The sequence below is a fragment of the Acinetobacter sp. NigerLNRRAM0016 genome (genome assembly GCF_054112845.1).
Genome location: NZ_JBSYVT010000005.1, coordinates 46696 through 70891, shown reverse-complemented (window position 1 = coordinate 70891; position 24196 = coordinate 46696). Strand labels below are relative to the sequence as shown.

The 24196-nt window shown below is 39.8% G+C and carries 22 protein-coding genes; 9 read left to right on the top strand and 13 right to left on the bottom strand.

From position 1 onward, the window contains the following. Positions 1-57 precede the first annotated feature (57 nt). On the top strand, positions 58-951 hold the full coding sequence (locus ACWQ4X_RS05275) for a LysR substrate-binding domain-containing protein (protein WP_100240809.1): 894 nt from the start codon (positions 58-60) through the stop codon (positions 949-951). A gap of 66 nt (positions 952-1017) precedes the next feature. Here ACWQ4X_RS05275 and ACWQ4X_RS05270 read toward each other — a convergent pair whose 3' ends face one another. The 7 genes from ACWQ4X_RS05270 to ACWQ4X_RS05240 all read right to left on the bottom strand — a co-directional run bounded on the left by ACWQ4X_RS05270 (position 1018) and on the right by ACWQ4X_RS05240 (position 7158). Next, a complete protein-coding gene (locus ACWQ4X_RS05270) occupies positions 1018-2829 on the bottom strand; it encodes a monovalent cation:proton antiporter-2 (CPA2) family protein (RefSeq protein WP_457902963.1) in 1812 nt (603 codons plus the stop codon). A 235-nt stretch (positions 2830-3064) separates the two neighbouring features. Continuing rightward, positions 3065-3226 (bottom strand): hypothetical protein, encoded by a 162-nt coding sequence (locus ACWQ4X_RS05265; protein ID WP_171334027.1) that lies wholly within the window; start codon positions 3224-3226, stop codon positions 3065-3067. Positions 3227-3395: 169 nt separating this feature from the next. Then, entirely contained in the window at positions 3396-4289 is an 894-nt protein-coding gene (locus ACWQ4X_RS05260) for a DMT family transporter (protein ID WP_457902962.1), read from the bottom strand. A gap of 2 nt (positions 4290-4291) precedes the next feature. Beyond that, positions 4292-4744, bottom strand: a complete 453-nt coding sequence (locus tag ACWQ4X_RS05255; RefSeq protein WP_457902961.1) for a GNAT family N-acetyltransferase — start codon at positions 4742-4744, stop codon at positions 4292-4294. Positions 4745-4814: 70 nt separating this feature from the next. Continuing rightward, on the bottom strand, positions 4815-5378 hold the full coding sequence (locus ACWQ4X_RS05250; protein ID WP_457902960.1) for a Crp/Fnr family transcriptional regulator: 564 nt from the start codon (positions 5376-5378) through the stop codon (positions 4815-4817). Between the two features lie 187 nt (positions 5379-5565). Beyond that, entirely contained in the window at positions 5566-6354 is a 789-nt protein-coding gene (locus ACWQ4X_RS05245; RefSeq protein ID WP_457902959.1) for a crotonase/enoyl-CoA hydratase family protein, read from the bottom strand. Positions 6355-6507: 153 nt separating this feature from the next. After that, positions 6508-7158 carry a TetR/AcrR family transcriptional regulator gene (locus ACWQ4X_RS05240; protein ID WP_457902958.1) on the bottom strand — a complete coding sequence of 217 codons (651 nt, stop codon included), beginning with the start codon at positions 7156-7158 and terminating at the stop codon, positions 6508-6510. Positions 7159-7277: 119 nt separating this feature from the next. On the opposite strand from ACWQ4X_RS05240, the gene ACWQ4X_RS05235 reads away from it, so the two are divergent. The 4 genes from ACWQ4X_RS05235 to ACWQ4X_RS05220 are packed head-to-tail and all read left to right on the top strand — an operon-like array spanning position 7278 to position 12342. Next, on the top strand, positions 7278-8297 hold the full coding sequence (locus ACWQ4X_RS05235; RefSeq protein WP_457902957.1) for an HlyD family efflux transporter periplasmic adaptor subunit: 1020 nt from the start codon (positions 7278-7280) through the stop codon (positions 8295-8297). Position 8298: 1 nt separating this feature from the next. Next, complete coding sequence (locus tag ACWQ4X_RS05230) at positions 8299-10095, top strand: ATP-binding cassette domain-containing protein (RefSeq protein ID WP_457902956.1); 1797 nt, start codon at positions 8299-8301, stop codon at positions 10093-10095. Next, positions 10095-11219 (top strand): ABC transporter permease, encoded by a 1125-nt coding sequence (locus ACWQ4X_RS05225; protein ID WP_457902955.1) that lies wholly within the window; start codon positions 10095-10097, stop codon positions 11217-11219. Before ACWQ4X_RS05230 ends, ACWQ4X_RS05225 begins: the two co-directional genes overlap by 1 nt. A gap of 4 nt (positions 11220-11223) precedes the next feature. Continuing rightward, positions 11224-12342 (top strand): ABC transporter permease, encoded by a 1119-nt coding sequence (locus ACWQ4X_RS05220; protein ID WP_457902954.1) that lies wholly within the window; start codon positions 11224-11226, stop codon positions 12340-12342. Positions 12343-12389: 47 nt separating this feature from the next. Here ACWQ4X_RS05220 and ACWQ4X_RS05215 read toward each other — a convergent pair whose 3' ends face one another. Both ACWQ4X_RS05215 and ACWQ4X_RS05210 read right to left on the bottom strand, forming a co-directional pair. After that, on the bottom strand, positions 12390-13517 hold the full coding sequence (locus ACWQ4X_RS05215) for a porin (protein ID WP_457902953.1): 1128 nt from the start codon (positions 13515-13517) through the stop codon (positions 12390-12392). 349 nt (positions 13518-13866) lie between these two features. Then, positions 13867-15282: an aspartate ammonia-lyase gene (locus ACWQ4X_RS05210; protein ID WP_457902952.1), complete on the bottom strand. Its 1416-nt coding sequence runs from the start codon at positions 15280-15282 to the stop codon at positions 13867-13869. Positions 15283-15422: 140 nt separating this feature from the next. Here ACWQ4X_RS05210 and ACWQ4X_RS05205 point away from each other — a divergent pair, with 140 nt between their 5' ends. Then, positions 15423-16295, top strand: coding sequence for a LysR substrate-binding domain-containing protein (locus ACWQ4X_RS05205; RefSeq protein WP_100240796.1), 873 nt, complete (start codon positions 15423-15425; stop codon positions 16293-16295). Positions 16296-16472: 177 nt separating this feature from the next. Here the strand turns inward: ACWQ4X_RS05205 and ACWQ4X_RS05200 are convergent, their stop codons facing one another. Then, the gene (locus ACWQ4X_RS05200) at positions 16473-17408 is read right to left on the bottom strand and encodes a LysR substrate-binding domain-containing protein (protein ID WP_457902951.1); all 936 of its coding nucleotides are present in this window, start codon (positions 17406-17408) and stop codon (positions 16473-16475) included. Positions 17409-17497: 89 nt separating this feature from the next. On the opposite strand from ACWQ4X_RS05200, the gene ACWQ4X_RS05195 reads away from it, so the two are divergent. Beyond that, positions 17498-18142, top strand: a complete 645-nt coding sequence (locus tag ACWQ4X_RS05195) for an alanyl-tRNA editing protein (protein ID WP_457902950.1) — start codon at positions 17498-17500, stop codon at positions 18140-18142. Next, a complete protein-coding gene (locus tag ACWQ4X_RS05190) occupies positions 18139-18780 on the top strand; it encodes a LysE family translocator (RefSeq protein WP_457902949.1) in 642 nt (213 codons plus the stop codon). Before ACWQ4X_RS05195 ends, ACWQ4X_RS05190 begins: the two co-directional genes overlap by 4 nt. Positions 18781-18948: 168 nt before the next feature. On the opposite strand, the gene ACWQ4X_RS05185 is transcribed toward ACWQ4X_RS05190, so the two are convergent. Then, positions 18949-19410, bottom strand: a complete 462-nt coding sequence (locus ACWQ4X_RS05185) for a hypothetical protein (protein WP_457902948.1) — start codon at positions 19408-19410, stop codon at positions 18949-18951. 355 nt (positions 19411-19765) lie between these two features. Between ACWQ4X_RS05185 and ACWQ4X_RS05180 the strand changes: the two genes are divergently transcribed. Further along, positions 19766-21955, top strand: a complete 2190-nt coding sequence (locus ACWQ4X_RS05180) for a TonB-dependent receptor (protein ID WP_457903029.1) — start codon at positions 19766-19768, stop codon at positions 21953-21955. Positions 21956-22063: 108 nt separating this feature from the next. Here the strand turns inward: ACWQ4X_RS05180 and ACWQ4X_RS05175 are convergent, their stop codons facing one another. Together ACWQ4X_RS05175 and ACWQ4X_RS05170 are read right to left on the bottom strand one after the other, a co-directional pair. Next, positions 22064-23287: an MFS transporter gene (locus tag ACWQ4X_RS05175; RefSeq protein WP_457902947.1), complete on the bottom strand. Its 1224-nt coding sequence runs from the start codon at positions 23285-23287 to the stop codon at positions 22064-22066. Positions 23288-23564: 277 nt separating this feature from the next. Continuing rightward, entirely contained in the window at positions 23565-23963 is a 399-nt protein-coding gene (locus tag ACWQ4X_RS05170; protein ID WP_457902946.1) for a rhodanese-like domain-containing protein, read from the bottom strand. Between the last annotated feature and the right edge of the window lie 233 nt (positions 23964-24196).

Below are 24196 nucleotides of genomic sequence, written 5' to 3'. Positions count from 1 at the left end.
TTATAAAAAAAAGCGATGATATAAACCTATTTCAAAAAGAACAGGATTCCAAATTTAGTGTTTGAACTTGACTGTAAATTGCTCAGCATTTTTTTCTACGTGTATAAATTTAAAAGTGTTTCTGTCGCGGCAGAACAACTGTGCATGAGCCAACCTGCAGTGAGTAATAGCCTGAATAAAATCCGTCAGCATTATAACGATCCACTGTTTTTACGTATTGGCAATGAAATGATGCCAACGGAACTCTCCAAACAGTTATTTCCATTGGTCAGTGAAGCGCTGAACCGTATTGAATTAATTAATAATTTCACCATCGATTTTGATGAAATGAACTCGCATCAGCAATTTAATATTGCGATGACCGATGTATCGCACTTAGTGTTGTTGCCAAAGATTTCACAGTATTTGAAACAGCATGCACCGCATGTCCGATTGAATGTACGACCCATTACCTCTGAAACCAGTTATCAAATGGCAAATGGTGAAATTGATCTTGCGATTGGTTTCTTGCCGCATATGGAAAATGGTTTCTATCAACAACTGTTATTTGAACAATATTATGTGGTGATTGCGGCAAAGAATCACCCGCGCTTAACCCCAAATCATTTGACCATCGAACAGTATTTGGCAGAGTCACATATTGATATTGATGCGGGTATTGGTAATTATCATATTGAAAATGAGCTGTTAAGATTGGACTTAAAACGCAATATTATCATGCGCTTACCTAGTTACTTAGGTGTGGGTTTGGTGGTGCAGGAATCAGATGCGATTGCCACAGTTCCTTACTACTTAAGTGAAGTGCTGTTATCTCGCGGCAATTTACAAATTTTTGATGCACCAATTTCTTTCCCGACGTATAGCGTCAAGCAGTTCTGGCATATGTCTTGCCATCACAAGACCAGTCATCAATGGTTAAGACAAATGTGCCATGAAATTTTAGCGCGTTAACATATCTCAAAAGATAAAAAAGAGGTTTACACAGACCTCTTTTTTATTTGGGTTTAACACGCAAAATTATTGCTGCGTATCACCTTCATTCAGAATTTGCCCTGTGTGCTTTGGTGTAATTAAGGGTGCAGTCGGACGCGGTCCTGTGTATTGCAAACCGACACCCGCATAAACATCATCTGCTGCAACTTCTGTTTCAAAACGTTCATTGTCTCGTTCTCGGATTTCTTGGCTAATTTCTTCAACATCACTCTGGTCAACACCCAATTCTTCTAAAATCGCACCGCCAAATAGCATTGCCGACTCGAAGGTTTCGCGTATCATGTAATCTACATTTTGTTTTGCTAAATGCAGTGCATGTTCACGGTCATAAGAGCGAACCAGTAACTTGGTCAAAGGAAATTCATGTTGCACCAACTCTACAATCTTATTCGTCGTTTCTTTATGGTCGACGCAAACGACAATTGCTTCAGCCGTATCTGCTCCCGAGGCATGTAAAATATCTAAACGGGAACCATCGCCATAATAAATTTTAAATCCAAATCTTTCAGCGTTTTGAATCATGTCGATATCATTATCAATGATGGTCACGTCAATGCCTCGAGCAAGCAGTAATTGACTGGAGACTTGTCCAAAACGACCAAAACCAATCATCAGGACTTTTCCAGATAGTCCTTCGGCAATACGGATATTTTCCAAAGAAGTTTGTTCTGTAGTTTGGGTAAAACGTTTAAATAGAATGCCTATGATGGGGGTCAATATCATCGATAAGACCACAATCGCAGTCAGGTTAGAGCGTTCAACAGCACTAATAACTTGAGCACTCATGGCGGCAGTAAAGAGTACAAAAGCAAACTCACCCCCTTGAGCCATCAGTAATGCGCGATCGAGTGCTTCGGGGTGTGAACTTTTGGTCAGGCGTGCAATCAGGTAAATCATAGATGCTTTGACAAACATCAGCAGAAGTACAGCACTTAAGATTAACGCCCAGTTATTTTTCACGACATTAAGGTCTAATGACATGCCTACGCCCAGAAAAAATAACCCGAGCAATATGCCACGAAACGGTTCAATATCCGCTTCAATCTGATGGCGAAAAGTGGATTCGGAGAGTAATACCCCTGCAAGGAATGCCCCCATGGCCATTGATAAGCCACTGACTTGCATCAGTAATGCTGCACCGAGCACCACCAAGAGTGCTGCTGCAGTCATGACTTCACGGGCTTTGGCTGCGGCTAATAAGCGAAATAAAGGGTTAAGTAACCAATAGCCCGCAGCGATTAAACCTGCAATTGAAATTAAACCAATCCCAATGCTCTGCAAACGCGTAGAAGTACTTTCAACTACATGATTCGGTGCGATAAAAGCGACAATTGCCAATAAAGGTACAATCAATAAGTCTTCAAACAGCAGGATCGAGACAATTTTTTGTCCTCGTGGTTGAGCAATATCACCACGATCACCCAAAAGTTGCATCACAATTGCAGTCGAGGTGAGTACAAAGCCCGCAGCACACACAAAACTCACTTGCCAAGAATAGCCATAGACCAAACCTACAGCTGTTAGCCCCAATGAACAGGCAATAATTTGTAATGTGCCTAATCCAAAAATTTCTTTTCTTAAACTCCATAAATGCGATGGACGCATTTCTAGTCCAATCACAAACAGATACATTACAATACCAAGCTCAGCGATATGCAGAATAGACGCAGAATCGTAGAAAAATGCCAGACCAAATGGACCAATAATTAATCCTGCAATTAAATATCCCAATACAGAGCTTAGTCCTAGGCGCTTGATTAAGGGGACTGCGATCACTGCAGCCGTGAGTAATATGACAGGGGATAGAAGGCTGATAGATGTGGCTTCTGCACTCATATATTTCTCAGATTGGTATAATTATTTTAAAAAATATTAACTGATTCTGCAGGGCATAAACACCATAATTTTTAGATGGATTTAAGACAAGTTCTTAGACTTAACATTTTGCGTATCTTTATAATTTTTTTAATTTATTGGTACATGATCATTTGCATCAGTCACCATGCTCAAAGTCTTGGTTACTGATGCATTATTTTAACAGATCAATTTTTAAATTTAGTGTTTCAGTGGCTTAAGGCATAAAAGCAGAATCGGCATTTACCACAAAAATCACGCAGATACAGAAAAAAGCACAATATAAGAAAAACCAGAGAATCATACGTTTAAAGGCTTTGTCTGAAATGGAGCTGTCTGCATATTTTTCGGGTTTCTTTGCACCGTGATCATCGTTCATTACAAAACTCACTCTGTTAAGATCTGTCATGATTATGCGGTGACACAAGCAATATCAGTAGATACACTTTTGCGCTAAAAAACTATAACAGTAGATTCATTTATGCACTGTCTGTTATGTTTTGAGGAGCGCTAAGTCTAGTGACAATTCTATAAGTTTCAACTTGATATTACTCAATCATACTTTTCGGCTTTTCAGATTCCTGAGTCGACACTGGCCTCATTTTAAGCCATATATTCCAAGGCAATAATGGCAGTATGATTAGGAAGATCCCCAATATAGTCAGTGAATCTGGCACTTCATTGAACCATATCACACCAATTAAAGTGACAAATATAAGCCCTGAGTTCTCTGCTACAGCAATTGTACTCGCGGGTGCCCGCTGATACGCAGCCACAGCCAATCCATTGTAAATCAGTACTAAAGCTGCACTCGCTAAAATCAACAACAGCTGTATGCTCGAAATAGGTACCCAGTAGAACAGTGCTAGGCTCGCTGAAATAGGGAGTGAAAGTAACGATGTCCAAAAGAGCGTGCTGATCACCGTTTGCTGCTCTGGTAATTTTCTCGCAGTAAGGTTAAATAGCGCTAAAGTTATAGTGGTCACGAGCGCGAAGATGGCTGCCCACTGAAATTGTAATGGTCTCAACACAACGATAACCCCAATAAAACCTAAAAGCGTTGCAGCACTCTGCCCAAGAGTGGGTTTCTCGCGGAGCAGTAGAATGGATAACGGTAGCATCACCAGTGGTGCTGCATAAAAAACCGCATTAGCCGTTGCTAGCGTTAAGTGCGTTATGGCCACAACCATGCAACCGCTGCCGATGATAATCAGATGTGCTCTAAATAGATTGAGTTTAGGACTATACAGCTTTCGCTGCTGCTTAGACTGCTTCAGCCATAAAGGGCAAATAACCAAAGTAGAAAACAATTGGCGTATAAAAATGTATTGAAAGGTTGAGATTTCACCATTCAGCAACTTTACCGCAACATCAGAAAGTGAAGTGGCAAAGTTACCGATGATGAGAAGTACTATCGCAACATGAGTTACAGATAAAGGCACGCTTATTTTTCCAACTTCATATCGATATGTGGAATGTCATCTTCCAAATACATGGCCGAAGTCGGGATAAATCCATGCTTCTGATAGAATTCTGAAAGGTGCTCTTGAGCACCAATCTCAATCGATTCTCTAGGCCATAACACTCCACAAGCACTCACAGCCTCTTGTACCAGTTGATGCCCCAAGCCACCTCCGCGATGACCTTTTGCAATCGCCACACGGCCAATACTAACTGAAGGGTAACTCACTCCCTTTGGCAATAGGCGCGCGCAGGCAATGAGTTTGTCAGCTTGATAACCTAATAAGTGGTGAACATCTTGTCCGTAATCTTTGCCATCCAATTCTGGATAAGGACATTTTTGCTCAACCACAAACACATCAACTCTCAGTTGAAGGAGTTGATAGAGTTGCATTGTGCTTAGTTGAGAAAACAATTTGAGTTGCCAAGTAATCATTCTATTGCTGTCATGCTATGGATAAAGTCTAAAATGTAACAAGGCTTGGGAATCTGAGCATTAACAATTGTTAATTTTGGCTACGCTTTTTGATACGACTTAGACTGATAGAAGTAATGCCAAGATAAGCCGCAATTTGATAATCGTTGAGGCGCTCTAGTAAGTGAGGATAATGTCGGCAGAACAGTTCATAGCGCTCTTCAGGGGTATAGAGCAACATAAAGCGTTCTTTGTTTTCCTTATACATGAGTTGCGTTTCCAGCAACTTTAGATAAATACTGTGCTTTTGCGCACGCCATGTTCTCAATGTTTCAATAGACAGCGACAGAATAGAGCATGGGGTAAGAGATTCGAGCTGATAGGGTGAAGGTCGTTGCTCGATTAGACTTTCAAAGCCAATAATCCAGTCATTTTCCCAATAAAACTGTTTGCTAAACTCTTTACCTTTGTCCGTCAGGTAATTGGCGTGACATATTCCATCCAAGAGAAAGAAAATCTCTTTAGCAACTTCACCTTGATGGAGCAAGATATGCCGCGTCGGTAATTCAATTCGTTTTGCTGAATGCCTTAGTTGTTCTATCTCTAGTTGAGTAAAATCATTTTGTTTTAATTGTTGCTGGAAAGCGTCAAACATGGTGCAAGGTTTCTAAGTCAGTTTCTTTAGCTAGTCTATAAGAAGATGTTGATAAAACATCTGATGAATTGATCTTTGAATATACTTTGAAGTACGAAAAGCAGTAATCAATCACCGCCATTTATATCAATTTTGCTCTATCTTTCAATAGATTAATATTTTTAAAATAACACTCTATAATTCAAATTTATTTCCCTTTAAATACAGGTTTTCGTTTCTCAACCATTGCCATCACGCCTTCATGTGCATCTTCCGATTGAAATAATGCAGGCAAATATGAAGCTAAATTTTGCAATGCTTGAGCTGAACCTTTCAAATTCGCTTCTTGTGCGGATTGAATTAGAGCTTGAACTGCTAGTGGTGCTGACTTGCAAATCTCTTGGGCAATTTCTACAGCACGCGTGAACTGCTTACCACGAATGACACTTTCTGAAATCAGGTTTAAATCTAAAGCTGTGGCAGATGTAAAACTTTTCCCCGTTAATAAATAGGGCATGGCTTTTTGCCAGCCTGCGGCTTGAATAAAACGTACGGTTGCGCCGCCAAATGGCATAATGCCACGTTGTACTTCCATTTGCGCAAATTTACAGTCTTCACTGGCAATCACAACATCTGCATTCAACATTAATTCAATTCCTGCGGTAAAACAGGTTCCTTGAACAGCAACCACGACGGGTTTGGTTCTGGGCTTACCACTCACACCCCATGGATCAATTTGATCTGCACTAAAGTTAAAAATTCCTTGTGCCAATTTATCTTGCAACTCAAGTAAATCTAACCCCGCGGTAAAGTGTTCACCATGTGCAAAAATGACTGCACAACGTAAAGCTGGATCAGCTTCGTAATCGGTCAAGGCTTGCGATAACGCTAAAATCATATGGCTATCAAAGGCATTTCTTTTGCTGACCCGATCTAAACCAATCAGTAAAAGATGATCATGGACTTCACGACTTACATTTCCGTTTACTTTATTCATTGTTGCACTCCTTATTATTATGCTGAGTGGGTGCTCTTATTATGGAATGACTCTTTTAAAAAATGAAAGCTTAGAACTGTAGCTAAATGATATAAGCCTACTTCACTATAAAAAGTGTAAGCAGGCTTATGAATTAAAATAAAACTAGATTTTTTAGTGTGGGATCGATTGCTTTTGCGCTTCTACAACGGCTTTTAAACCCGCCAAAGAGAAGGTTTTAAAGTGTTGTGTCAATTGCTTGGCAGGAATGTAACGCATACTTTGTAATGGACCAGGAACAGCCAAACTGGTCATGATCAGCATTAGGCAGGGTGCAACAACACTAAATATGCAGGGCAATAGGGTCGGGTCATTTTCATCTAGACTGGTAATTTGGCTCATAATACGACGTATAATTTGAAACTTACGCATGCCTTCAGTTTCAAAAAAATTTAATAAATGTGCGGAAGGTGAAAATATTTCACGTATAAAAACTTTGCCGTGCCAAACATCGTGTTCGACCAATTTAACCACCAATGTTTCAAAAAATATGCCCAGTTTTTCTTCTGGATCACATTGCAAATCGGCAATAGCCTGAAGTTCTTGCTCATTCAGATAATGGGCGTGTGCTTCGCTCAGTACCGCTTGATACAAGCCATCACGTCCACCAAAGTGATAATTGATGGCAGCAAGATCAACCTCAGCCAGTTTAACAATTTCCTTGTTACTTGTTTTCGCCCAACCCAATTGGGCAATTAGCTGACCTGCGGCTTCAAGAATCTTCGTCTTTGTTACATCGCCATCACTACGTCTCGTTCTGGACATCTTTTCACCCAAATGTATATTAAGATGAAGTATATCTTTGATCCTGCTCTTATGGTAATTTAAATTTAAATTGAATTTAAACTTTGTAGCATAAGCACAATTAGAAAAGGCTAGCACTGATGAAAAAGACAGCTATTGCAGTCATTATTTTAATAGCAGTAATCGTGGGGAGTGTTGGGGCTTGGTTTTACTTTAAACATCGTTCAAACGAAAGTGACCTAACCCTCTACGGTAACGTGGATATTCGTCAGGTGTCTTTAGCCTTTGAAAATACTGGAAGAATTAAAACTTTGCACGTGCAAGAAGGTGATCATGTTCAGTTAGGTCAAGTGCTGGCAGAACTTGACACTTCTGCACTAGACATTCAAGAAAAGCAAGCCGAAGCACAATTAAACATCCAGCAACAGGCGATTTTGACCCAAGATGAAGGAGCGCGACCTGAAGAGATTGTGCAGGCACGCGCACAAATTGCTTCTGCACAAGCAGAGCTAGACAAAACCAGTAAGGCATTGCAACGTCTGTTGGCTTTAAATTCTAGCAGTGCGGGTAAAGCCATTAGCCAACAGGAAATTGACGCTGCGCAAAGCAATAAAAATACAGCTCAGGCTGCGGTCAAAGAGCGTCAAGCCAATCTGGATTTATTACTGCAAGGCGCACGTAAAGAAGATCGTGAAGCAACCAAAGCCCAATATCAGGCGACCAAAGCCAATCTAGAATATATCCAATATCAACAAAAACAGGCGGTACTTATTGCCCCGAATGATGCGGTGGTGCGTACTCGTCTTCAAGAAGTCGGGGATATGACCAATGCACAAAAAGCAGTCTATACGCTTGCACTGACCAATCCGAAATGGGTGCGGATATATGCCAATGAAGCACAATTGAATCAGATACATTTGGAAAACTTGGCGCAAATTTATCGGGATAGCTTGCCTGACCAACCCATTCAGGGAAAAGTTGGATATATCGCATCTGTAGCAGAATTCACCCCTAAAACAGTACAAACAGAAGATATTCGCACCAGCTTGGTTTATGAAGTGCGTGTTTATGTCGAAGACCCGACCGATCAATTAAAAATGGGACAGCCTGTTACGGTAAAAATCAAGCCATCAGTAAATTCAGCGCCAGAGAAAAAATAACATGAGTGAGAGCTACATTCTTCAGGCGGTAGATTTGAAGCATGTGTTTAAGTCTCAACAAAAACACATTGAAGATACTTGCGCGCTGAACAATATCAATATGCAGATTAAAGCAGGCGAACTCACTGCTTTGGTTGGTCCAGATGGTGCAGGGAAAACCACCTTTCTTCGTTTAATTGCAGGTTTATATCAGCCGACAGCAGGACAACTTGACGTATTGGGTTTGAATGTCGCTGAACATGCGCAAGCCATTCAAAACCAAATTAGCTATATGCCACAGCGCTTTGGACTGTATGAAGATTTAAGCATTATTGAAAACTTGAATTTGTATGCAGACTTACATGGGGTATCGCAACACGTCCGTCAGCAACGTTTCGAACGTTTACTCCACATTACCGATTTGGCTGCTTTTACCAAGCGATTGGCAGGTCAACTTTCAGGTGGAATGAAGCAGAAATTGGGATTGGCATGTACGCTGGTACGCTCGCCTGAACTTTTACTGCTCGATGAACCCAGTGTCGGTGTAGACCCGCTTTCCCGTCGGGATCTTTGGGGCATCATCGAAAAATTAGTTCAGGAAGAAAAGCTGAATGTCATCATTAGCACGGCTTACATGGATGAAGCAGAACGTTGTGATCAAGTCTATGTAATGTATGAGGGACAGGTGATCCAGCAAGGTACACCAAGCCAATTGCGAGAATATGCACAAGGCAGAACATGGCAAGCCGTACCACCAAAACACATGAAAGCACGGGTGTTACAAGCAGCGTTATTAGACAATACGACGCTGTATTGCGATGCTGTACCCAAAGGTGAAGTGGTTCGTTTTATCACCCAAGAAGATTATGCTGCTTTTCCAGAACAACTGTTGCCACAAAATATACATGCTCAATCCAGACCCGCTGAATTAGAAGATGCTTTTATGCTGATTTTGCATCAAACACAGCAACAGTCAGCACCCAAGGCATTGATTCAAAATAACAAGGAAGAGGATCAAACTTCAGAAGCTTTAAAGTTTGACCAGCCCAATAATAGCGATGAAAAAGTCATCAGCGTTCAAAATCTCGTGCGAAAATTTGGTGATTTTACTGCGGTTGCCAGTACCTCTTTTGATGTGCATCGCGGGGAAATCTTCGGTTTACTAGGACCCAATGGTGCAGGTAAAACCACAACTTTCCGCATGTTATGCGGTTTATTACCTGCCAGTAGTGGGATGCTCGAAGTTGCAGGGGTAAATTTAAGAACTGCACGTGCTCATGCGCGCGCCAAAATTGGTTATGTGTCGCAAAAATTTGCCCTATATGGAAATTTGAGTGTGCATGAAAATCTGAAATTCTTTGGCGGGGCTTATGGGCTTTCAGGCAAAAGGCTGAAGCAGCAAATTGAAAAAATGTTGCAGCAGTTCCATTTAAAACCTGAAGCTAAAAGCGGGGACTTGCCCGCGGGATTTAAGCAGCGACTTTCTATGGCGGCTGCACTGCTACATGAACCTGAAATTTTATTCTTAGATGAACCGACCAGCGGGATTGACCCTCTGGCACGCCGTGAGTTTTGGCACACCATCGGAGAGCTTGCAGACCGCGGTATTACCATTATTGTCACAACCCATTTTATGGAGGAAGCAGAATACTGTGACCGTATTGCCATTCAAGATGCTGGAAAGTTACTGGCACTTGGCTCTCCTCAGGAGGTAAGACAACAAGCAGGACTACATGCTGGCAAAGATATGAACAGTGCTTTTATCGCCATTGTTGAGCAGGCACGGCAGGTTCAGTCAATAGAAAAGGAGAGTGTCTAATGCAGTCTTCTTTCTTGATTCGTTTGATTGCCTTAACGCGTAAAGAGTCGATCCAACTGTTACGTGCCAAAAGTAGTCTCGCGATTGGATTATTATTACCGATTATTCTGATTCTGCTGTTTGGCTATGGCTTGTCTTTTGACCTAAGCAACGGGCGTGTTGCGGTCGTGGTTGAGCAATCCTCTCCTCAGACGCAGCAAATTGTGGCTGGAATTAACGGTAGTCCGTATCTAACGGCACAGCAATTTCACAACATGCCTGAAGCCATTTCTGCAATTAAAAATGATGCAGTTGATGCCATTTTAGTGGTTCCTGCTAATTTTGAGGCAGCGCAATTACAAGGGGATGGCAAACTTCAATTACTGACCAATGGTCGTTCTACCAGTATTGCTTCCAGCATGCAAAGTTATGTCTCAGGCGCCATTTCCAACAGTTTAAATTTACAATCTGAACGACAGAATGCAACCGCTAACCAAGCGACGGTGAGCGTAGAACAACGGATGTGGTTTAATGAATCGGCAAACAGTACATGGTTCTTGGTTCCTGGCTTAATTGTTTTGGTACTGACCTTAATCGGGGCATTTCTGACAGGTTTATTGATTGCCAGAGAACGAGAACAAGGCACGCTGGAAGCATTGTTTGTCACGCCAGTACGCCCCTTAGAATTGGTGATTGCCAAGCTCATCCCATATTTAGTGGTTGGGTTGATTGATATAGTGATCTGTCTGATTGCATCTTCCGTTTTGTTTGACGTGCCAATGCGCAGTTCAATGTTTGCAATTTTAACGGCCTGTTTTCTATATTTATTGGTCTCCTTATTATTGGGGCTAACCATTTCGGGCTTTTCTCAGAGTCAGTTTCAAGCCAGTCAGCTTGCACTTTTAGCCAGTTTTATGCCTGCAATGATGCTATCAGGCTTTGTATTTGATATTCGAAATTTACCTTTAGTGATACAGATCATTAGCCAGATACTGCCTGCAACACACTTTATGTCACTGATTAAAACCCTATTTCTGGGGGGAGATGATTGGGGATTATGGCTCAAGGAATGCAGTATCCTTATGCTTTATGTCATTGCGCTGATGTTTGCAGCATGTAAATCACTTAAAAAACAGTTGAGATAAAGACATGATTCATCGCTTTTTAGCATGGTTTCAATATCTGGCTGTCTTGGTCAGAAAAGAATTTCTGGTCATATTTAGTGATCCAGCGAACAGAACCGTATTGTTTGCACCAGTGCTGATTCAGTCTTTATTGTTTGGTTATGCGGCTACTTATGATGTTAATAATGTGGACTATGCCATTCTGGATTTAAGCCATAGCCGTACATCGACAGAACTCATCGCCAAGCTGGATGGCTCAGGTATCTTCCACCGTACAGCCACGCTTGAAAATAGTCAGCAAATTGCTCCGATCATTTATGAGCGTCAAGCTCTGGCCGTAATTACCATTCCCGAAGATTTTGAACAGAAATTGACGCAGCAACAAGCATCACCGATTCAAGTGATTGTCGATGGGCGGAACTCTTCCACCGCGGGAGCAGCAAGTGCCTATATTTCAACGATTGTGCAGCAGTTTAATCAAAAGTATTTACAAAACAGTCCCGCTTTAACAATAGAAACGCGAACTTGGTATAACCCTAATCATGAGTCACGCTGGGGGATCATGCCATCTTTGATTGCGGCTTTAAGTATGATGCAAACCTTACTGCTATCTTCTTTATCTGTGGCAAGGGAAAGGGAGCAAGGGACATTCGATCAACTTTTAGTGACCCCATATACCCCTGTACAAATTATGATTGGCAAAGCTTTGCCGCCGATCTTTGTTGGCTTAATCCAATCTACGATTATTTTTCTGATTATCTTGTTTTGGTTTCAAATCCCGATGCAAGGCTCGATTGGCTTGCTGTATTTAGGCTTGATTAGCTTTAATGTTGCGGTTGTGGGGGTTGGGCTGTCTATTTCTGCAATTGCATTGAATATGCAACAAGCCATGTTTTTTACGTTCTTGCTGATTATGCCGCTTATGTTGTTGTCTGGATTACTGACACCCGTACAGAATATGCCTCAGTTTCTTGAGATTGCGACCTATATCAATCCTTTACGATTTGGCATTGATTTGGTGTTACGTGTGTATTTGGAAGGGGCTGAATTTTCCCAAGTGAAATATGATTTTATTCCAATGATTGTCCTGACCTGTATTACTTTGCCCTTGGCAGCTTGGTTGTTTCGCAACCGATTGTCTTAAATGTCATAGAGATGTGCTCAGCCGAGTCTGATCACATCTCTTTGGCTTTAGAAGGTAAAGGCAAAATTCAGGTAGAAGAATTGCTTCCAGTCCGTATCTTTTGAATCAGCAAAAGCATTCATATCACCACCAATAAATGCATCATTCTTTGCCCACATATATTCGGCATTGACCCGCAATTGCTTATAGTCAAACTGCAGTCCAGCAATATTGCGATAGGAGTTTGGCTGGTTATCTTTTTTCATAAGACCGCTGAGCACCAAATAAGGACGGAAGCCAGTCAGGGTTTGAAATTGATCAGGTATTCGATAACCTAGATCTGCCACATAATAATAAGCTTTATTGGCAAGGTTATATTCGGAATCAAAAGATCCGAAAGTGGAGTAATTTAAGTCATCTTGCGCATTATCAATCTGTTGATAGCCCAAGGTTAAGGTCGAATCAAACTGATCTTTTGTGGTTTTGGCAAAAATATTGCCATTCAAGCGTGAACCTGTTTTATGCGTGTTTTGGTTGTCGAGTTGGGAATACCAAAGAGAACTGCCGACTTTATAATCTAAGTCTGCATATTTATGCTGATAACTGTATTTACCAAAGAGCATATGCTGTTCTTTGATGCGGGTTGTATCGAGTGAACTGCCTTTTACAAAATTAGCACTATAGCGCGATGAATCAGGACTTGTACCAATATAGTTGCCACCATCGCTGGGGAAATAACCAATACTTAATGCATGTTGCTGAATTTGATGATCATAACGAAAGCCTAAATTATGCGTGTCTTGCATACCTAAGGTATACATCATACTTTCATAATAACTGCTGTCCCAATAAGTATCGGCACCAAAAGGAATAGGCTGTAATCCCACCGTGAGCAACTTACTCGGATCAAATTGATAAGAAAAATAGGCATCTGACAACACAGTAAAATCACATAATTCATCGAATTGGTAACAACGTGCGGTCACTGCGCCAGACCATTGATCCTTTTGATAGTTTAAATACAACGTCAGGTCATTAAATTTAGCTTTGCTTTTTTCAGTGGCAGCATATTCTTTATATTGATAGTTGCTATTGACCACCCCAGAAAATTCAAAATTTGCCTCATCAGCCAAGGCCAGTGGTGAATAAAAATAGAAAATAGGTAAACTCGTCAGAGCAGCATATTTTTTAAGCATGTAAGTTTCCTAAACAAGATTAAAAAAGAATAGATAGAGCAAGTGTTATAGAAATGAACTGATGCTGAGAATTCGTTATGGCTTTAAAACAGAAGGATGTAAAACTAGAAAAGTGAGTCATTACATCGAAGATTTTAAAAATTAAAATCGAAGAGAAATAAAGAATTGAAAAACAAACGGCATACAGAAATGATCGTAAATGACACTCACAATAAACTAGCGAGTGGGTATGGTAATCAAAACATCATCAATTTTTCAAATTTACAGTCAAATTTAGGCTGTACAGTAACAAAAAAGGAACTTAATGACTAAGTTCCTTTCTCTAATTTTAAAATATTAAAACAGTTGCTTAAGCAGACTGTTTAGGGTGTACCATGTTTTGTACAGAAAGAACTTCTGCTAAAACTTCATCTGAAAGCAAGTTTTCAGCTTTAATCAGCGCCAAAATACTTTGACCAGATTCGTTTGCTTCTTTAGCGATACGCGTTGTTGTTTCATAGCCAAGGTATGGGTTCAATACAGTAATGATACCGATTGAGTTGTCGACCAAGTGTTGGCAATGCTCTGCATTAGCTTGGATGTTTTCGATACATTTTTGCTGGAACATACGCATAGCTTTACCTAACAAATCAATTGATTCGAAAAGTTTGAACGCGATTAACGGTTCCATAGCATTTAACTGTAACTGACCTGCTTCAGCAGAAAGGGTAATTGCCAAGTCATTTGCAATAATTTGGTAGCAAGCCAAGTTCATTGCTTCTGGAATTACAGGGTTCACTTTACCTGGCATGATTGAACTGCCTGGTTGACGTGGTTCTAAATGAATTTCATTTAAACCTGCACGTGGACCACTCGATAATAAACGAAGGTCATTGGCAATTTTCGCAAGTTTAGTCGCAGTACGTTTTAAGAAACCAGACAATAAAACGAAATCACCCATATCTGAAGTTGCTTCAATTAAGTCAGGCGAACTAGAGATATTTTTTTGTGTAATTTGTGCCAACGCTTCAATGGCATGTAAACGGTATTCAACTTCAGTGTTGATGCCCGTACCAATTGCAGTACCAGCCAAATTCACAACACTCAATGCATTCGGCATGATGCTGTAAAGCATATTCAAGTCATTTTGCAAAGTATTGGCAAATGCACCAAATTCTTGACCTAAAGTCATAGGCACAGCGTCTTGTAGCTGTGTACGACCCATTTTCAAAATATGCGCAAATTCTTCAGATTTTGCACGGAAACTATTAATTAAGTTTTGGAATGGTCTGTTAAGTTTATCTAAAGAAAATAATAGACCAACTTTAATGGCAGTAGGGTATACGTCATTGGTTGATTGTGACATATTAACGTCATTATTCGGGTGTAAATATTTATATTCACCTTTTAAATGACCCATATATTCCAAGCCAATATTTGCAATAACTTCGTTTGCATTCATATTGGTTGAAGTACCAGCACCACCTTGAATCATATCAATTGGGAATTGATCATGATATAAATCATTCATCAACTGTTGGCATGCGTATTGAATCGCATTGTATTTATTTTCTTCGAGTTTATTTAATTTAAAATTCGATACTGCACATGCAGATTTAACCATTGCCAATGCTTTAATAAAAATAGGGAAATGGCTTAATTTATTAGGACTTAAATTGAAATTTTCTAAAGCTCTAAGCGTTTGTACACCATAGTAGCAATGGAAAGGGACTTCTTTAAAACCGAGTAAGTCTTTTTCAGTCCGTGATTTAATTTCAATATTCATTTAGAGAAGCTCTATATCGGGGTTAAATTTATCTTAGAGCCAGAACCCTCATGCTGGCTAATGTAAAAAAATATTTATCCATGCAATTTTTGCATAACACTGTATAATTAATAGCACCGTTTAAATTATGGACAACGCAAATGTCATTGGAAATTCGCTGGATTGAAGATTTACTTGCTCTAGAACAAGAGAAGTCAATTTCAAAAGCGGCTGAACTCAGACATGTAACACAATCTGCTTTCACACGCAGAATTCAAGCCATAGAAGATGCACTTGGCTTTCAAATTTTAAAACGCTATAGCAAGAACGTAGACTTTACAGATGCAGGACAAATTTTACTATCTTCCGCAAAAAATATACAAAATCAACTAGATACAACTATTAAGTATTTGGAGAAAAACATCCGAAACAATGAGCTTTCAATCAAGTTTGCGGTTTCTCATTCATTAATCACACAGTTTTTTCCGAACTTCATTCACAATTTATATACAGATATTAAAGATCTACAACTTGAAATTATTGCAGCAAACATGAAACAGGGCATGCGATTATTGAAAGAAGGTTCATGTGATTTCTTGATTTGCTATTGTGATGAAGAAACTTTAAAACAATTGGACCATGCAATTTTTGCATTTCATAAAATTGTGAAAATGGAAATATTACCTGTCGCATCTGCACGTGATAAATACGAAAAATACAGTTTAGATCAAAACTTCCCTTTACTGTCGTACAGTAAACAAGCATATTTGAGAAAATGTGTTGATCGTGAAATTGAAGATAAACTTGATTATCGAATTTTATATGAAACAGATAATGCGGGTGATCTAAAAGCCTTGGTTTTACAAGGACTAGGCATTGCTTGGCTGCCTAAACTATTAATTGAAGAAGAGATTGCAGAAAATAAATTAAGAGTCTTAGATAATTATCATTTTTTTCAGGATGTTTATATTATTCGCAGTAAAGTAATCTATTCTCAGCGCATGGATTATATCTGGAATACCTTGATTCAATAATCAATTCAGGCATTGTATAAATCAAAAATAAAAATCACTTAAATGGATCTATACAATGCCTAAAATATTTTTTTTAAATCTTAATTCATTCTGATCTATTTGTTTTTCTGCTTATCCCAACACTTCATTATTGATCCATCTTATAAAGCTTTAGACAGATTGTCTGCTCATCTTTTATCAATCTGGTCTTAACAATGTTGGCGCTTGTTCAAGTTTCTGAGCGAGAAACTGGATTAAAACTTTCAGTTTAGGCGGTAAATGCTTCGTGGCTGGGTAAAGGAGCCATGCACCACCACTATAATAGGTTTTGAAATACCAGTCGGGCAGGACTTGAATCAATTGCTCATTTTGCAAGGCCTGATTGGCAACAAAGTACGGCAAACTAGCAATACCAATATGTTGTAAGGCAGCATCTAGCCGCACTCCAGTATGATTGGCTGCATAGCGACCTTTAACATGCACTGAAATATTTTTACTGCCTTGTTGAAATTTCCATTTTGAATCAATGGCTTGTTCGCCTAAATAAATGCAAGAATGCTCCTTTAAATCGTGTGGATGTTGTGGTGTTCCATGCTCCGCTAAATATTCGGGAGATGCGCAGATCACATGATCAATTTCAATCAGTTTTCGCCCCATTAAGCCATTATGTGGCTTTTCCGTAATACGAATCGCAAGGTCAACTTCATCCTCAATCAAATCTACATAGCGATCCTCTAAAAGCAGTTGAATGTCTATTTGGGGATACAGTCTTAAAAACTCTGGTAAATGCGGGTGAATTAAGTAATGCCCAACTGCTTTAGGTACACTCATGCGAATTTGTCCTTGTGGTTCCGCATGAAATTTCTCTGAACTCTCCATTACGGCTTGTGCAGCATTCACCATGTCGAGGCAACGCTCATAGACGGCTTGTCCACTTTCACTCAAACGCAGTTTTCGTGTGGTGCGTTGAATTAATCGCGTCCCCAAAGCTTTTTCGAGCCTTGAAATCGCTCGGCTTATTGCTGATGGCGTAGTCCCCATCTGCCGTGCCGTTTCTGAGAAACTATTGGTTTCTACCACTTTCACAAATGTCGCCATTTCATTCAGTAAGTTTAGATTTTGATTTGTGCTCATAAGGCAAAAGTTATTTGGTTTTTTAATAGATTATCACGATCAGAACAACGTTATACAATTTTTCCATAAGCTGGAATGGATTGTGATTGATGGAAAAAAATCTTTATTTATATGGTATTACCGAACATGAAGTTGAAGTTTTATCATGTGAACAACTTGCGAATGAAAATTTCAAAGTCGTCTTAAATCAAACGCCCTTTCATCCGCAGGGCGGAGGACAGCCGAGTGATGTCGGAACGATTGCAGAGAGCGAAGTCATTCATGTTGCATTTGAAAATGGCAACATTATTCATGAGTGCAAACAAGCTATTCCCCTAGGTCATGTATCTGCAAAAGTAAATCAACAGCAGCGACATTTGCATAGCCGGTTACATAGTGCAGGGCATTTAATCGGACATATTGTAGAGGCTTACGGGTGGCAGCCCACTAAAGCACAGCATTGGCCAAGTGATGCCAAAGTACAATTTATAGCAACTGAAAAAAACGAAGAAATAGATTATCTGCATCTAAAAAACCTTCTTAAACAGGCGATTGATGCTGATCTTCCTGCCAAAATCACGATCAATATTGAGGGCTTTCGTGAAATTGCATTTGGTCATTTCAATGCCTATCCATGTGGTGGTACACATGTCCAATCGCTGGTAGAAATAGGTGAAATTGAGATTCAGAAAATTGAAATCAAGAAAGGAAAACTCACTATACGTTATGGATTAGCTTTAGGACATGCGGGATGAGTGTTTATAGCCATGAATTTTTAACTTTAGCGCTTATCCATTTTCTCGCGGTGATTATTCCTGGACCTGACTTTATAGTGACGGTTCGACAAAGCACGCTCTATGGTCATCGTATTGGATGTATAACAGCGCTGGGCATAGGCTGTGGTATTTCAGTCCATGTGTTTTATACCCTCATTGGGGTTGGACTGATTTTGTCTCAGAATCAAAATTTTATGAGCATTTTCCAAATGATAGGTGCCTCATATTTACTTTATTTAGGCTGGAATTGTATTCAAGGGGCTTCCAAACCACTTGAATTGAGCATTGATCAAGCATCCAATTTAGCTGAGATGACCGCTCAGAAAGCATTTATGACGGGCTTTTTAACCAATGCTTTGAATCCCAAAGCAACCATTTTCTTTCTCGCAATTTTTACCAGCATTGTAAATGCAACAACACCGCTAGGCATTCAGATCTTTTACGGAGGATGGATGTGTTTGGTGAATGCGCTATGGTTTGTAGGCGTCAGTTTGATCTTCACACGACCCAACATTCGATCAAGTTTTCTCAAATACAACGCGGTACTTGAAAAAATGATGGGGGTGCTCTTGGCTGGAATTGCATTGCGTTTAATTTGGAGTGTTGTTTTTCATTAAAACTAACGATTAAGCTGGTTGTCAGATCTATCGCGTTGGATGGTGAATGGCTATACGCAACTGATGAGTAGTCCATACTTTCAACATTTAAATGCCTTCTCATTTTTAGAGAAGGCAAGGATGAGAGGGCTTGTTAGGGAATATTTGAAAAGGACTTATGAGATAGTTCTACTTTCTCGCAGAGTTATTGTTCTTCATGAATAGATAGTCTTCAGCAATGGCATCACTGGAAAGAATCGCCTTATAAATAAAAACGGGAATACCATCTTCCACGTCTTGGACTTTAAGTTCTTTGGAACCATCCCGATATTCAAAGATTGCTATCGGGTAGCGGTCTTGATCTGCAATATAAAAGCGACGATCTTTAATAATCAACAATTCATGTTGAAAATGATGCTGTAATAAACGCATGAATTTGCTTTCATTTGGAGAGAGTAAATTAAGCTCTCGAATACGATCTGCATCGCTGTAATGTTGAAGTTTGGCGCGTTGTCTTTCGTTAAAACTCAAATAAACATTTCGTGTATTGGGTCTGGCTTTAGCATTTGGGGCATTTGTCTCTTTACGAGAATCACGAAATAAATAGCCAATAATAAAACCGAGAATCAGACAGAAGATAGCAATACCCATAAACTGTTTAATCCAAATAGTCAGCAAAGTTATACGGCATGAGTTTCTCTCAATTATTATCAAGTCGATGCTTTGCATTCTAACATGAGCAGATCCTGTTAAAAGAATGTGGTTTATATCCTTAAAAAAATAATAAAAGAAAGTAACTATGTTTTAGTTGGTAAGGAATAAACTGAAAAGAATCTCAGAAAATAAAGATATCTTATAGAGTTCGCAGCGACTGTATCTAGATTACATAGTGCCATAGGCGTTAAGACACGTGACTGAATGATAAAAAGTTAATAACCGTTTTACATTGATAATAATAATGATTACTATTTGCACCAATATTAATACTTACTACTTGGAAATAAAAATGCGCTTGTCACACTTTAGCCTTTGCGTGCTTACAACAGCAATTTGCAGTCAACTTTATGCAGACGATTCCGTTGCAATAGGGACTGAAACACAAAATGCCGAAGCGAAGCTTCCAACCATTGTGATGACTGCGACACGTACACCGAAAAGTATTGCTGAAATTGCAGGAACAGTACAAACCATTTCGGCAGCCGAAATTGCTCAACAAGCAGCACCAGGGAAAAAAGTCGCAGATATTCTTGCTCAACTGGTGCCATCTTTAGCACCGAGTAGTGGAACCAGCAGTAATTACGGGCAAACCATGCGTGGACGTAATGTACTGGTGATGATTGATGGGGTATCTCAAACAGGATCTAGAGATGTCGCGCGTCAATTGAATAGTATTAGCCCAAATATGATTGATCATATTGAAGTGGTTTCGGGCGCGACCAGTATTTATGGTTCTGGGGCAACAGGCGGTATTATCAATATTATTACCAAACGTGCAGACAAATCGGAACCTGTCAGTTTCGAAACAAAATTAGGGGTGACATCGGCAGATAATTTTCGGGGTGATAGCTTAGCTTATCAAGTTGGACAAAGTGCTTCATTTTCCAATGATTCAGTCGATGGTTTTTTAGGTGTGGACTATACCAGTCGCGGTTCGCAGTTTGATGGCAACAGAGATCGTATTGCGCTAAGCCCATGGCAAGGCAGTACCATGGATACCGATACCATAGATGTAAATGGACGCCTGAATTTTAATTTGACTGATAGCCAAAGTTTAAGTTTTGGTGCGCAATATTATAAAGATGAACAAGATACAGAATATGGTCCAGATTACTCTTATCTACAGACAAACGCAGAACCTTCCTTAAAAGCAGTAAAAGGCTGGAGCTTAGACAAACAGCCATTCACAGAGCGTTATGCCTTCAATACCCAGTATCAAAATCAGAGTTTCTTAGGGCAGGTTTTAAATGTTGAAGCCTATTATCGAAATGAAAAATCCCGTTTCGTTCCTTATGGTTATTCTGCGGACGGTGTAAATGTTAAACAAAGTCAGTCAGATGTGGACTTTGCTGGAATTCGAACAACCCTACAGTCGGACCTAAAAGTTGCCGAACGCGATTTAAAACTGACGTATGGTCTGGATTATGATTGGGAAAAAGACCATCAATGGGCTGAGTTTTATACGCCAAGCAACAATGGTTTGGTGTATACCGCAACGGGGGAAACTCAAGGCTTAGGTCCCGATACTGAAATTCAAAACATTGGAACATTTGTGCAAGGGGATTATGCCTTAACAGATCGGCTCAATGTACAGGCAGGAGTACGCTACCAGTATGTACAGGCAGATACAGACAGTTACTTAACAGCACGTAAGCCTTATACCTTAATGGCAGCCGATTCGACTGACTCGGATAAGTTTCTGTTTAACTTAGGCACAGTGTTTCAATTGACGGATGCACAACAAATCTATGCCAACTTCTCTCAGGGTTATAGCTACCCAGATGTACAGCGTGTATTAAGAGATGTGGCAGCGTATACACTGACCACGTCTGGCATAGAACCAATTACCGTAAACAGTTATGAACTGGGTTGGCGATTCAACCAAGATTCTGGTTTAAATTTGGGTTTAACAGGCTTCTACAATACCTCAGATAAAGTCGTTCAATTTAACTCAGACCGATCTGTGAATATAGTCGATACCGATCAACGTATTTATGGTGCAGAAGCCACTGTGAGTTATCCGTTTTTGGAGAACTATAAAGTAGGCGGAACTTTGGGTTATACCCGTGGTCAATACAAAGATGCAGCCGACCAATGGCATGAGTTAAATGCTTTCACAATCTCACCGATGAAAGGAACATTATTTGCGGAATGGAGCAATGCTGCGGGTTATGGTCTACGTGCGCAAATGTTGGCTATTCAAGGAACCAATAAAGCCTATAAAGATGACCTAGAGCTTGAAGCTGCTGGACTGAGCGATGGCAATAGTGCAGCAGAAATTAAAGGGTATACAATAATGGATGTATTGGCACACTTCCCACTAGCAAAAGGACGTGTGGACTTTGGAGTTTATAATGTTTGGGGTAAGCAATATAAAACTGTCTTTGCACAACAAGCTGCTGTGACCAATGCCAATTCACTCTTAGCAATTCCAGCAGAAGGACGAACTTTCGCTTTGAGTTACACCATAAAATACTAATTTATTTGAAAAAGTATCCATCATCATGATGGATACTTTTACCTGAATTAAATCGGCATCAATAGAATAGTTAGTTGCAAGGTGAATATACTTACTAAAATATAGTAACTATCTAATAGTTTGTTTTAATTCACTGCTGATGAGGGTTTTATAAAAACCAAAGATTCCGAGTACAGGTCCAATCAGTAGGATCCAAGTTGAATCTAAACCAATGCGATCAAACGCATGAGTGGTCAAAGCAATAGAGATGATGGTAATGGCAAAGCCAATTGAATTCTGTAAAGCAAGCCCTGCACCTAAATTCTCAGGCGGACAAGCAGCAGAAGACAGTGCAGAAAATTGTGGCGAATCGGCAATCACAGATGCACTCCAAATAATTAGCACCAGCAATATCAACCACTCAGGCAAAGAACGCCAACCAATCGCAAAGATCAGACAGCTTAGGCCTGATGTAAATAAAGCCCCAATCGCGACTTTGTCACTGCCATATTTTTTTGACCAATATCCACCTAACAGACAGCCTAAAGCCCCAAAAGCCATAACAAAAAAGGTGGTTAAGGCGAGGTTAGAAAAACGCAGTATGTTTAATACCCCAGAATGAGCAATGAGCAGAGGAAGTACTGTCCAGAAGGCATACAACTCCCACATGTGCCCAAAATATCCCAATGCAGAAGCTCTAAATTTTGGAATTTTAAATACCTGAAATGCTGAGGCTTTGTTCATCTTTTTTAATGACGATTTTGCATTTTGACTATCACCTAACATGAAAATAAGTGATGCGGCTATCAATGCCAAAATTGAGGATAAGGTGATTACATAATGCCAGTTTAAATTGGCAGATAAGCCATTTAAGGCATGAGGCAAGGCAGAACCTAAGGTCAGCATGGCAACCAAAAGTGCTAAAACCTGCCCAGCTCGGTTAGGTGCCCATTGCACCACCAATTTCATTCCAATGGGGTAGATACCTGCCAGACAAACACCCACACAAAAGCGATAAATCATGCCATCGACTAAACCGTGTGCAAACCAAGCAAAATACAGGTTAAAAAATGCACCTAATAATGCCGCAATAGTAAAAATGGAACTCGCCTTGAAGCGATCGGCAAAACCTGTAAATGCAATGAGAAAGGTGCCTATGATAAAACCCGCTTGTACCGCATTGGTCAGCCAGCCGATATCTGCGACCGTAATGTGCCATTCTCGGATTAAATCTAGCGCAGCACTATTGGCACTAAACCATAATGATGTACCAAAAAGTTGAGCAAAGGTAATAATGGCAATTGCATGTAATGAGAAGAAAGTAGGTGTATTGCGTTGAGTTTTGAAATCCATTGCCACCATCCCTAGCAAGCTTTTTAGTTTGTCGATTCAGTCTTTCCTGACTTCTGTTTTATTGATGTTGCCAAAAGTTTTAATAGTCTTATTCAGTTTATGATGCTTAAGATGAATTAAAAGTTGATTTTTATCATAAAGAATATCAAAAATGCAGCTAAGAAAATACGCAATAATTTGTTAATGTTATTGATGGGATGGCCCTTTGTTTTTTCTTATATTGGGTGAAATCAGCTTGATCTGAATGAATACAAATCAAGCTTCTTTTATTTTAAATTTAACCTGCACAGCCACAATCTAAGCTGGTGCCTGCTTGTGCATTTTCACCCGCTGTTTGGTAGCCATCTCGCTTCCACCAATCCAAACCGCCGATAAGCTCTTTGACTTGAAAGCCCAAAGTCGCCATTTTAAGAGCAGTCTTAGTCGAAGCATTACAACCAATTCCATCACAATAGGTCACATACAATATAGACTGATCTAAATGTGCTAAGGATTCAGCGGTAATTCCACGGTGTGGAATATTAATGGCATTGGGTATGTGCTCATGCGCGTATGCCGTTGTACTTCGACCATCGACTACCACAATATTCTGCCCCTGATTTATTGCTTCGAATAAATCCCAAGAGTCCATTTCATAGTTCAGTTTGGCTTGATAAAACTCTAATTGTGTCATCATGGCTTCCTACTTTTCACTTATATTTTTTCCAAAAAATTCTATCACTATTTGTTCATTGAAGATTCTAAATTACCTATATGTTTTTAGTACCAAGCCGAATAAGTTTAACAATAGCTTATTCACGAAGATCAGAAGCAATAGCTTAAGTAACGTCTCAAATGCATGACAATATCTGATCAAATTGAAAAAAAACTTTTCAATTTGGAAAAAAATAGAAAAATGGAGTTCATCTT

Excerpts from the sequence above, each read along its gene's own strand:
- ACWQ4X_RS05200 (WP_457902951.1), bottom strand. The coding sequence starts at position 17,408 with ATGAGCACAAATCAAAATCTAAACTTACTGAATGAAATGGCGACATTT.
- ACWQ4X_RS05185 (WP_457902948.1), bottom strand. The coding sequence starts at position 19,410 with ATGGGTATTGCTATCTTCTGTCTGATTCTCGGTTTTATTATTGGCTAT.
- ACWQ4X_RS05195 (WP_457902950.1), top strand. The coding sequence starts at position 17,498 with ATGGAAAAAAATCTTTATTTATATGGTATTACCGAACATGAAGTTGAA.
- ACWQ4X_RS05265 (WP_171334027.1), bottom strand. The coding sequence starts at position 3,226 with ATGAACGATGATCACGGTGCAAAGAAACCCGAAAAATATGCAGACAGC.
- ACWQ4X_RS05210 (WP_457902952.1), bottom strand. The coding sequence starts at position 15,282 with ATGAATATTGAAATTAAATCACGGACTGAAAAAGACTTACTCGGTTTT.
- ACWQ4X_RS05235 (WP_457902957.1), top strand. The coding sequence starts at position 7,278 with ATGAAAAAGACAGCTATTGCAGTCATTATTTTAATAGCAGTAATCGTG.
- ACWQ4X_RS05175 (WP_457902947.1), bottom strand. The coding sequence starts at position 23,287 with ATGGATTTCAAAACTCAACGCAATACACCTACTTTCTTCTCATTACAT.
- ACWQ4X_RS05215 (WP_457902953.1), bottom strand. The coding sequence starts at position 13,517 with ATGCTTAAAAAATATGCTGCTCTGACGAGTTTACCTATTTTCTATTTT.
- ACWQ4X_RS05230 (WP_457902956.1), top strand. The coding sequence starts at position 8,299 with ATGAGTGAGAGCTACATTCTTCAGGCGGTAGATTTGAAGCATGTGTTT.
- ACWQ4X_RS05170 (WP_457902946.1), bottom strand. The coding sequence starts at position 23,963 with ATGATGACACAATTAGAGTTTTATCAAGCCAAACTGAACTATGAAATG.
- ACWQ4X_RS05180 (WP_457903029.1), top strand. The coding sequence starts at position 19,766 with ATGCGCTTGTCACACTTTAGCCTTTGCGTGCTTACAACAGCAATTTGC.
- ACWQ4X_RS05190 (WP_457902949.1), top strand. The coding sequence starts at position 18,139 with ATGAGTGTTTATAGCCATGAATTTTTAACTTTAGCGCTTATCCATTTT.
- ACWQ4X_RS05240 (WP_457902958.1), bottom strand. The coding sequence starts at position 7,158 with ATGTCCAGAACGAGACGTAGTGATGGCGATGTAACAAAGACGAAGATT.
- ACWQ4X_RS05220 (WP_457902954.1), top strand. The coding sequence starts at position 11,224 with ATGATTCATCGCTTTTTAGCATGGTTTCAATATCTGGCTGTCTTGGTC.
- ACWQ4X_RS05255 (WP_457902961.1), bottom strand. The coding sequence starts at position 4,744 with ATGATTACTTGGCAACTCAAATTGTTTTCTCAACTAAGCACAATGCAA.
- ACWQ4X_RS05225 (WP_457902955.1), top strand. The coding sequence starts at position 10,095 with ATGCAGTCTTCTTTCTTGATTCGTTTGATTGCCTTAACGCGTAAAGAG.
- ACWQ4X_RS05245 (WP_457902959.1), bottom strand. The coding sequence starts at position 6,354 with ATGAATAAAGTAAACGGAAATGTAAGTCGTGAAGTCCATGATCATCTT.
- ACWQ4X_RS05250 (WP_457902960.1), bottom strand. The coding sequence starts at position 5,378 with ATGTTTGACGCTTTCCAGCAACAATTAAAACAAAATGATTTTACTCAA.
- ACWQ4X_RS05205 (WP_100240796.1), top strand. The coding sequence starts at position 15,423 with ATGTCATTGGAAATTCGCTGGATTGAAGATTTACTTGCTCTAGAACAA.
- ACWQ4X_RS05270 (WP_457902963.1), bottom strand. The coding sequence starts at position 2,829 with ATGAGTGCAGAAGCCACATCTATCAGCCTTCTATCCCCTGTCATATTA.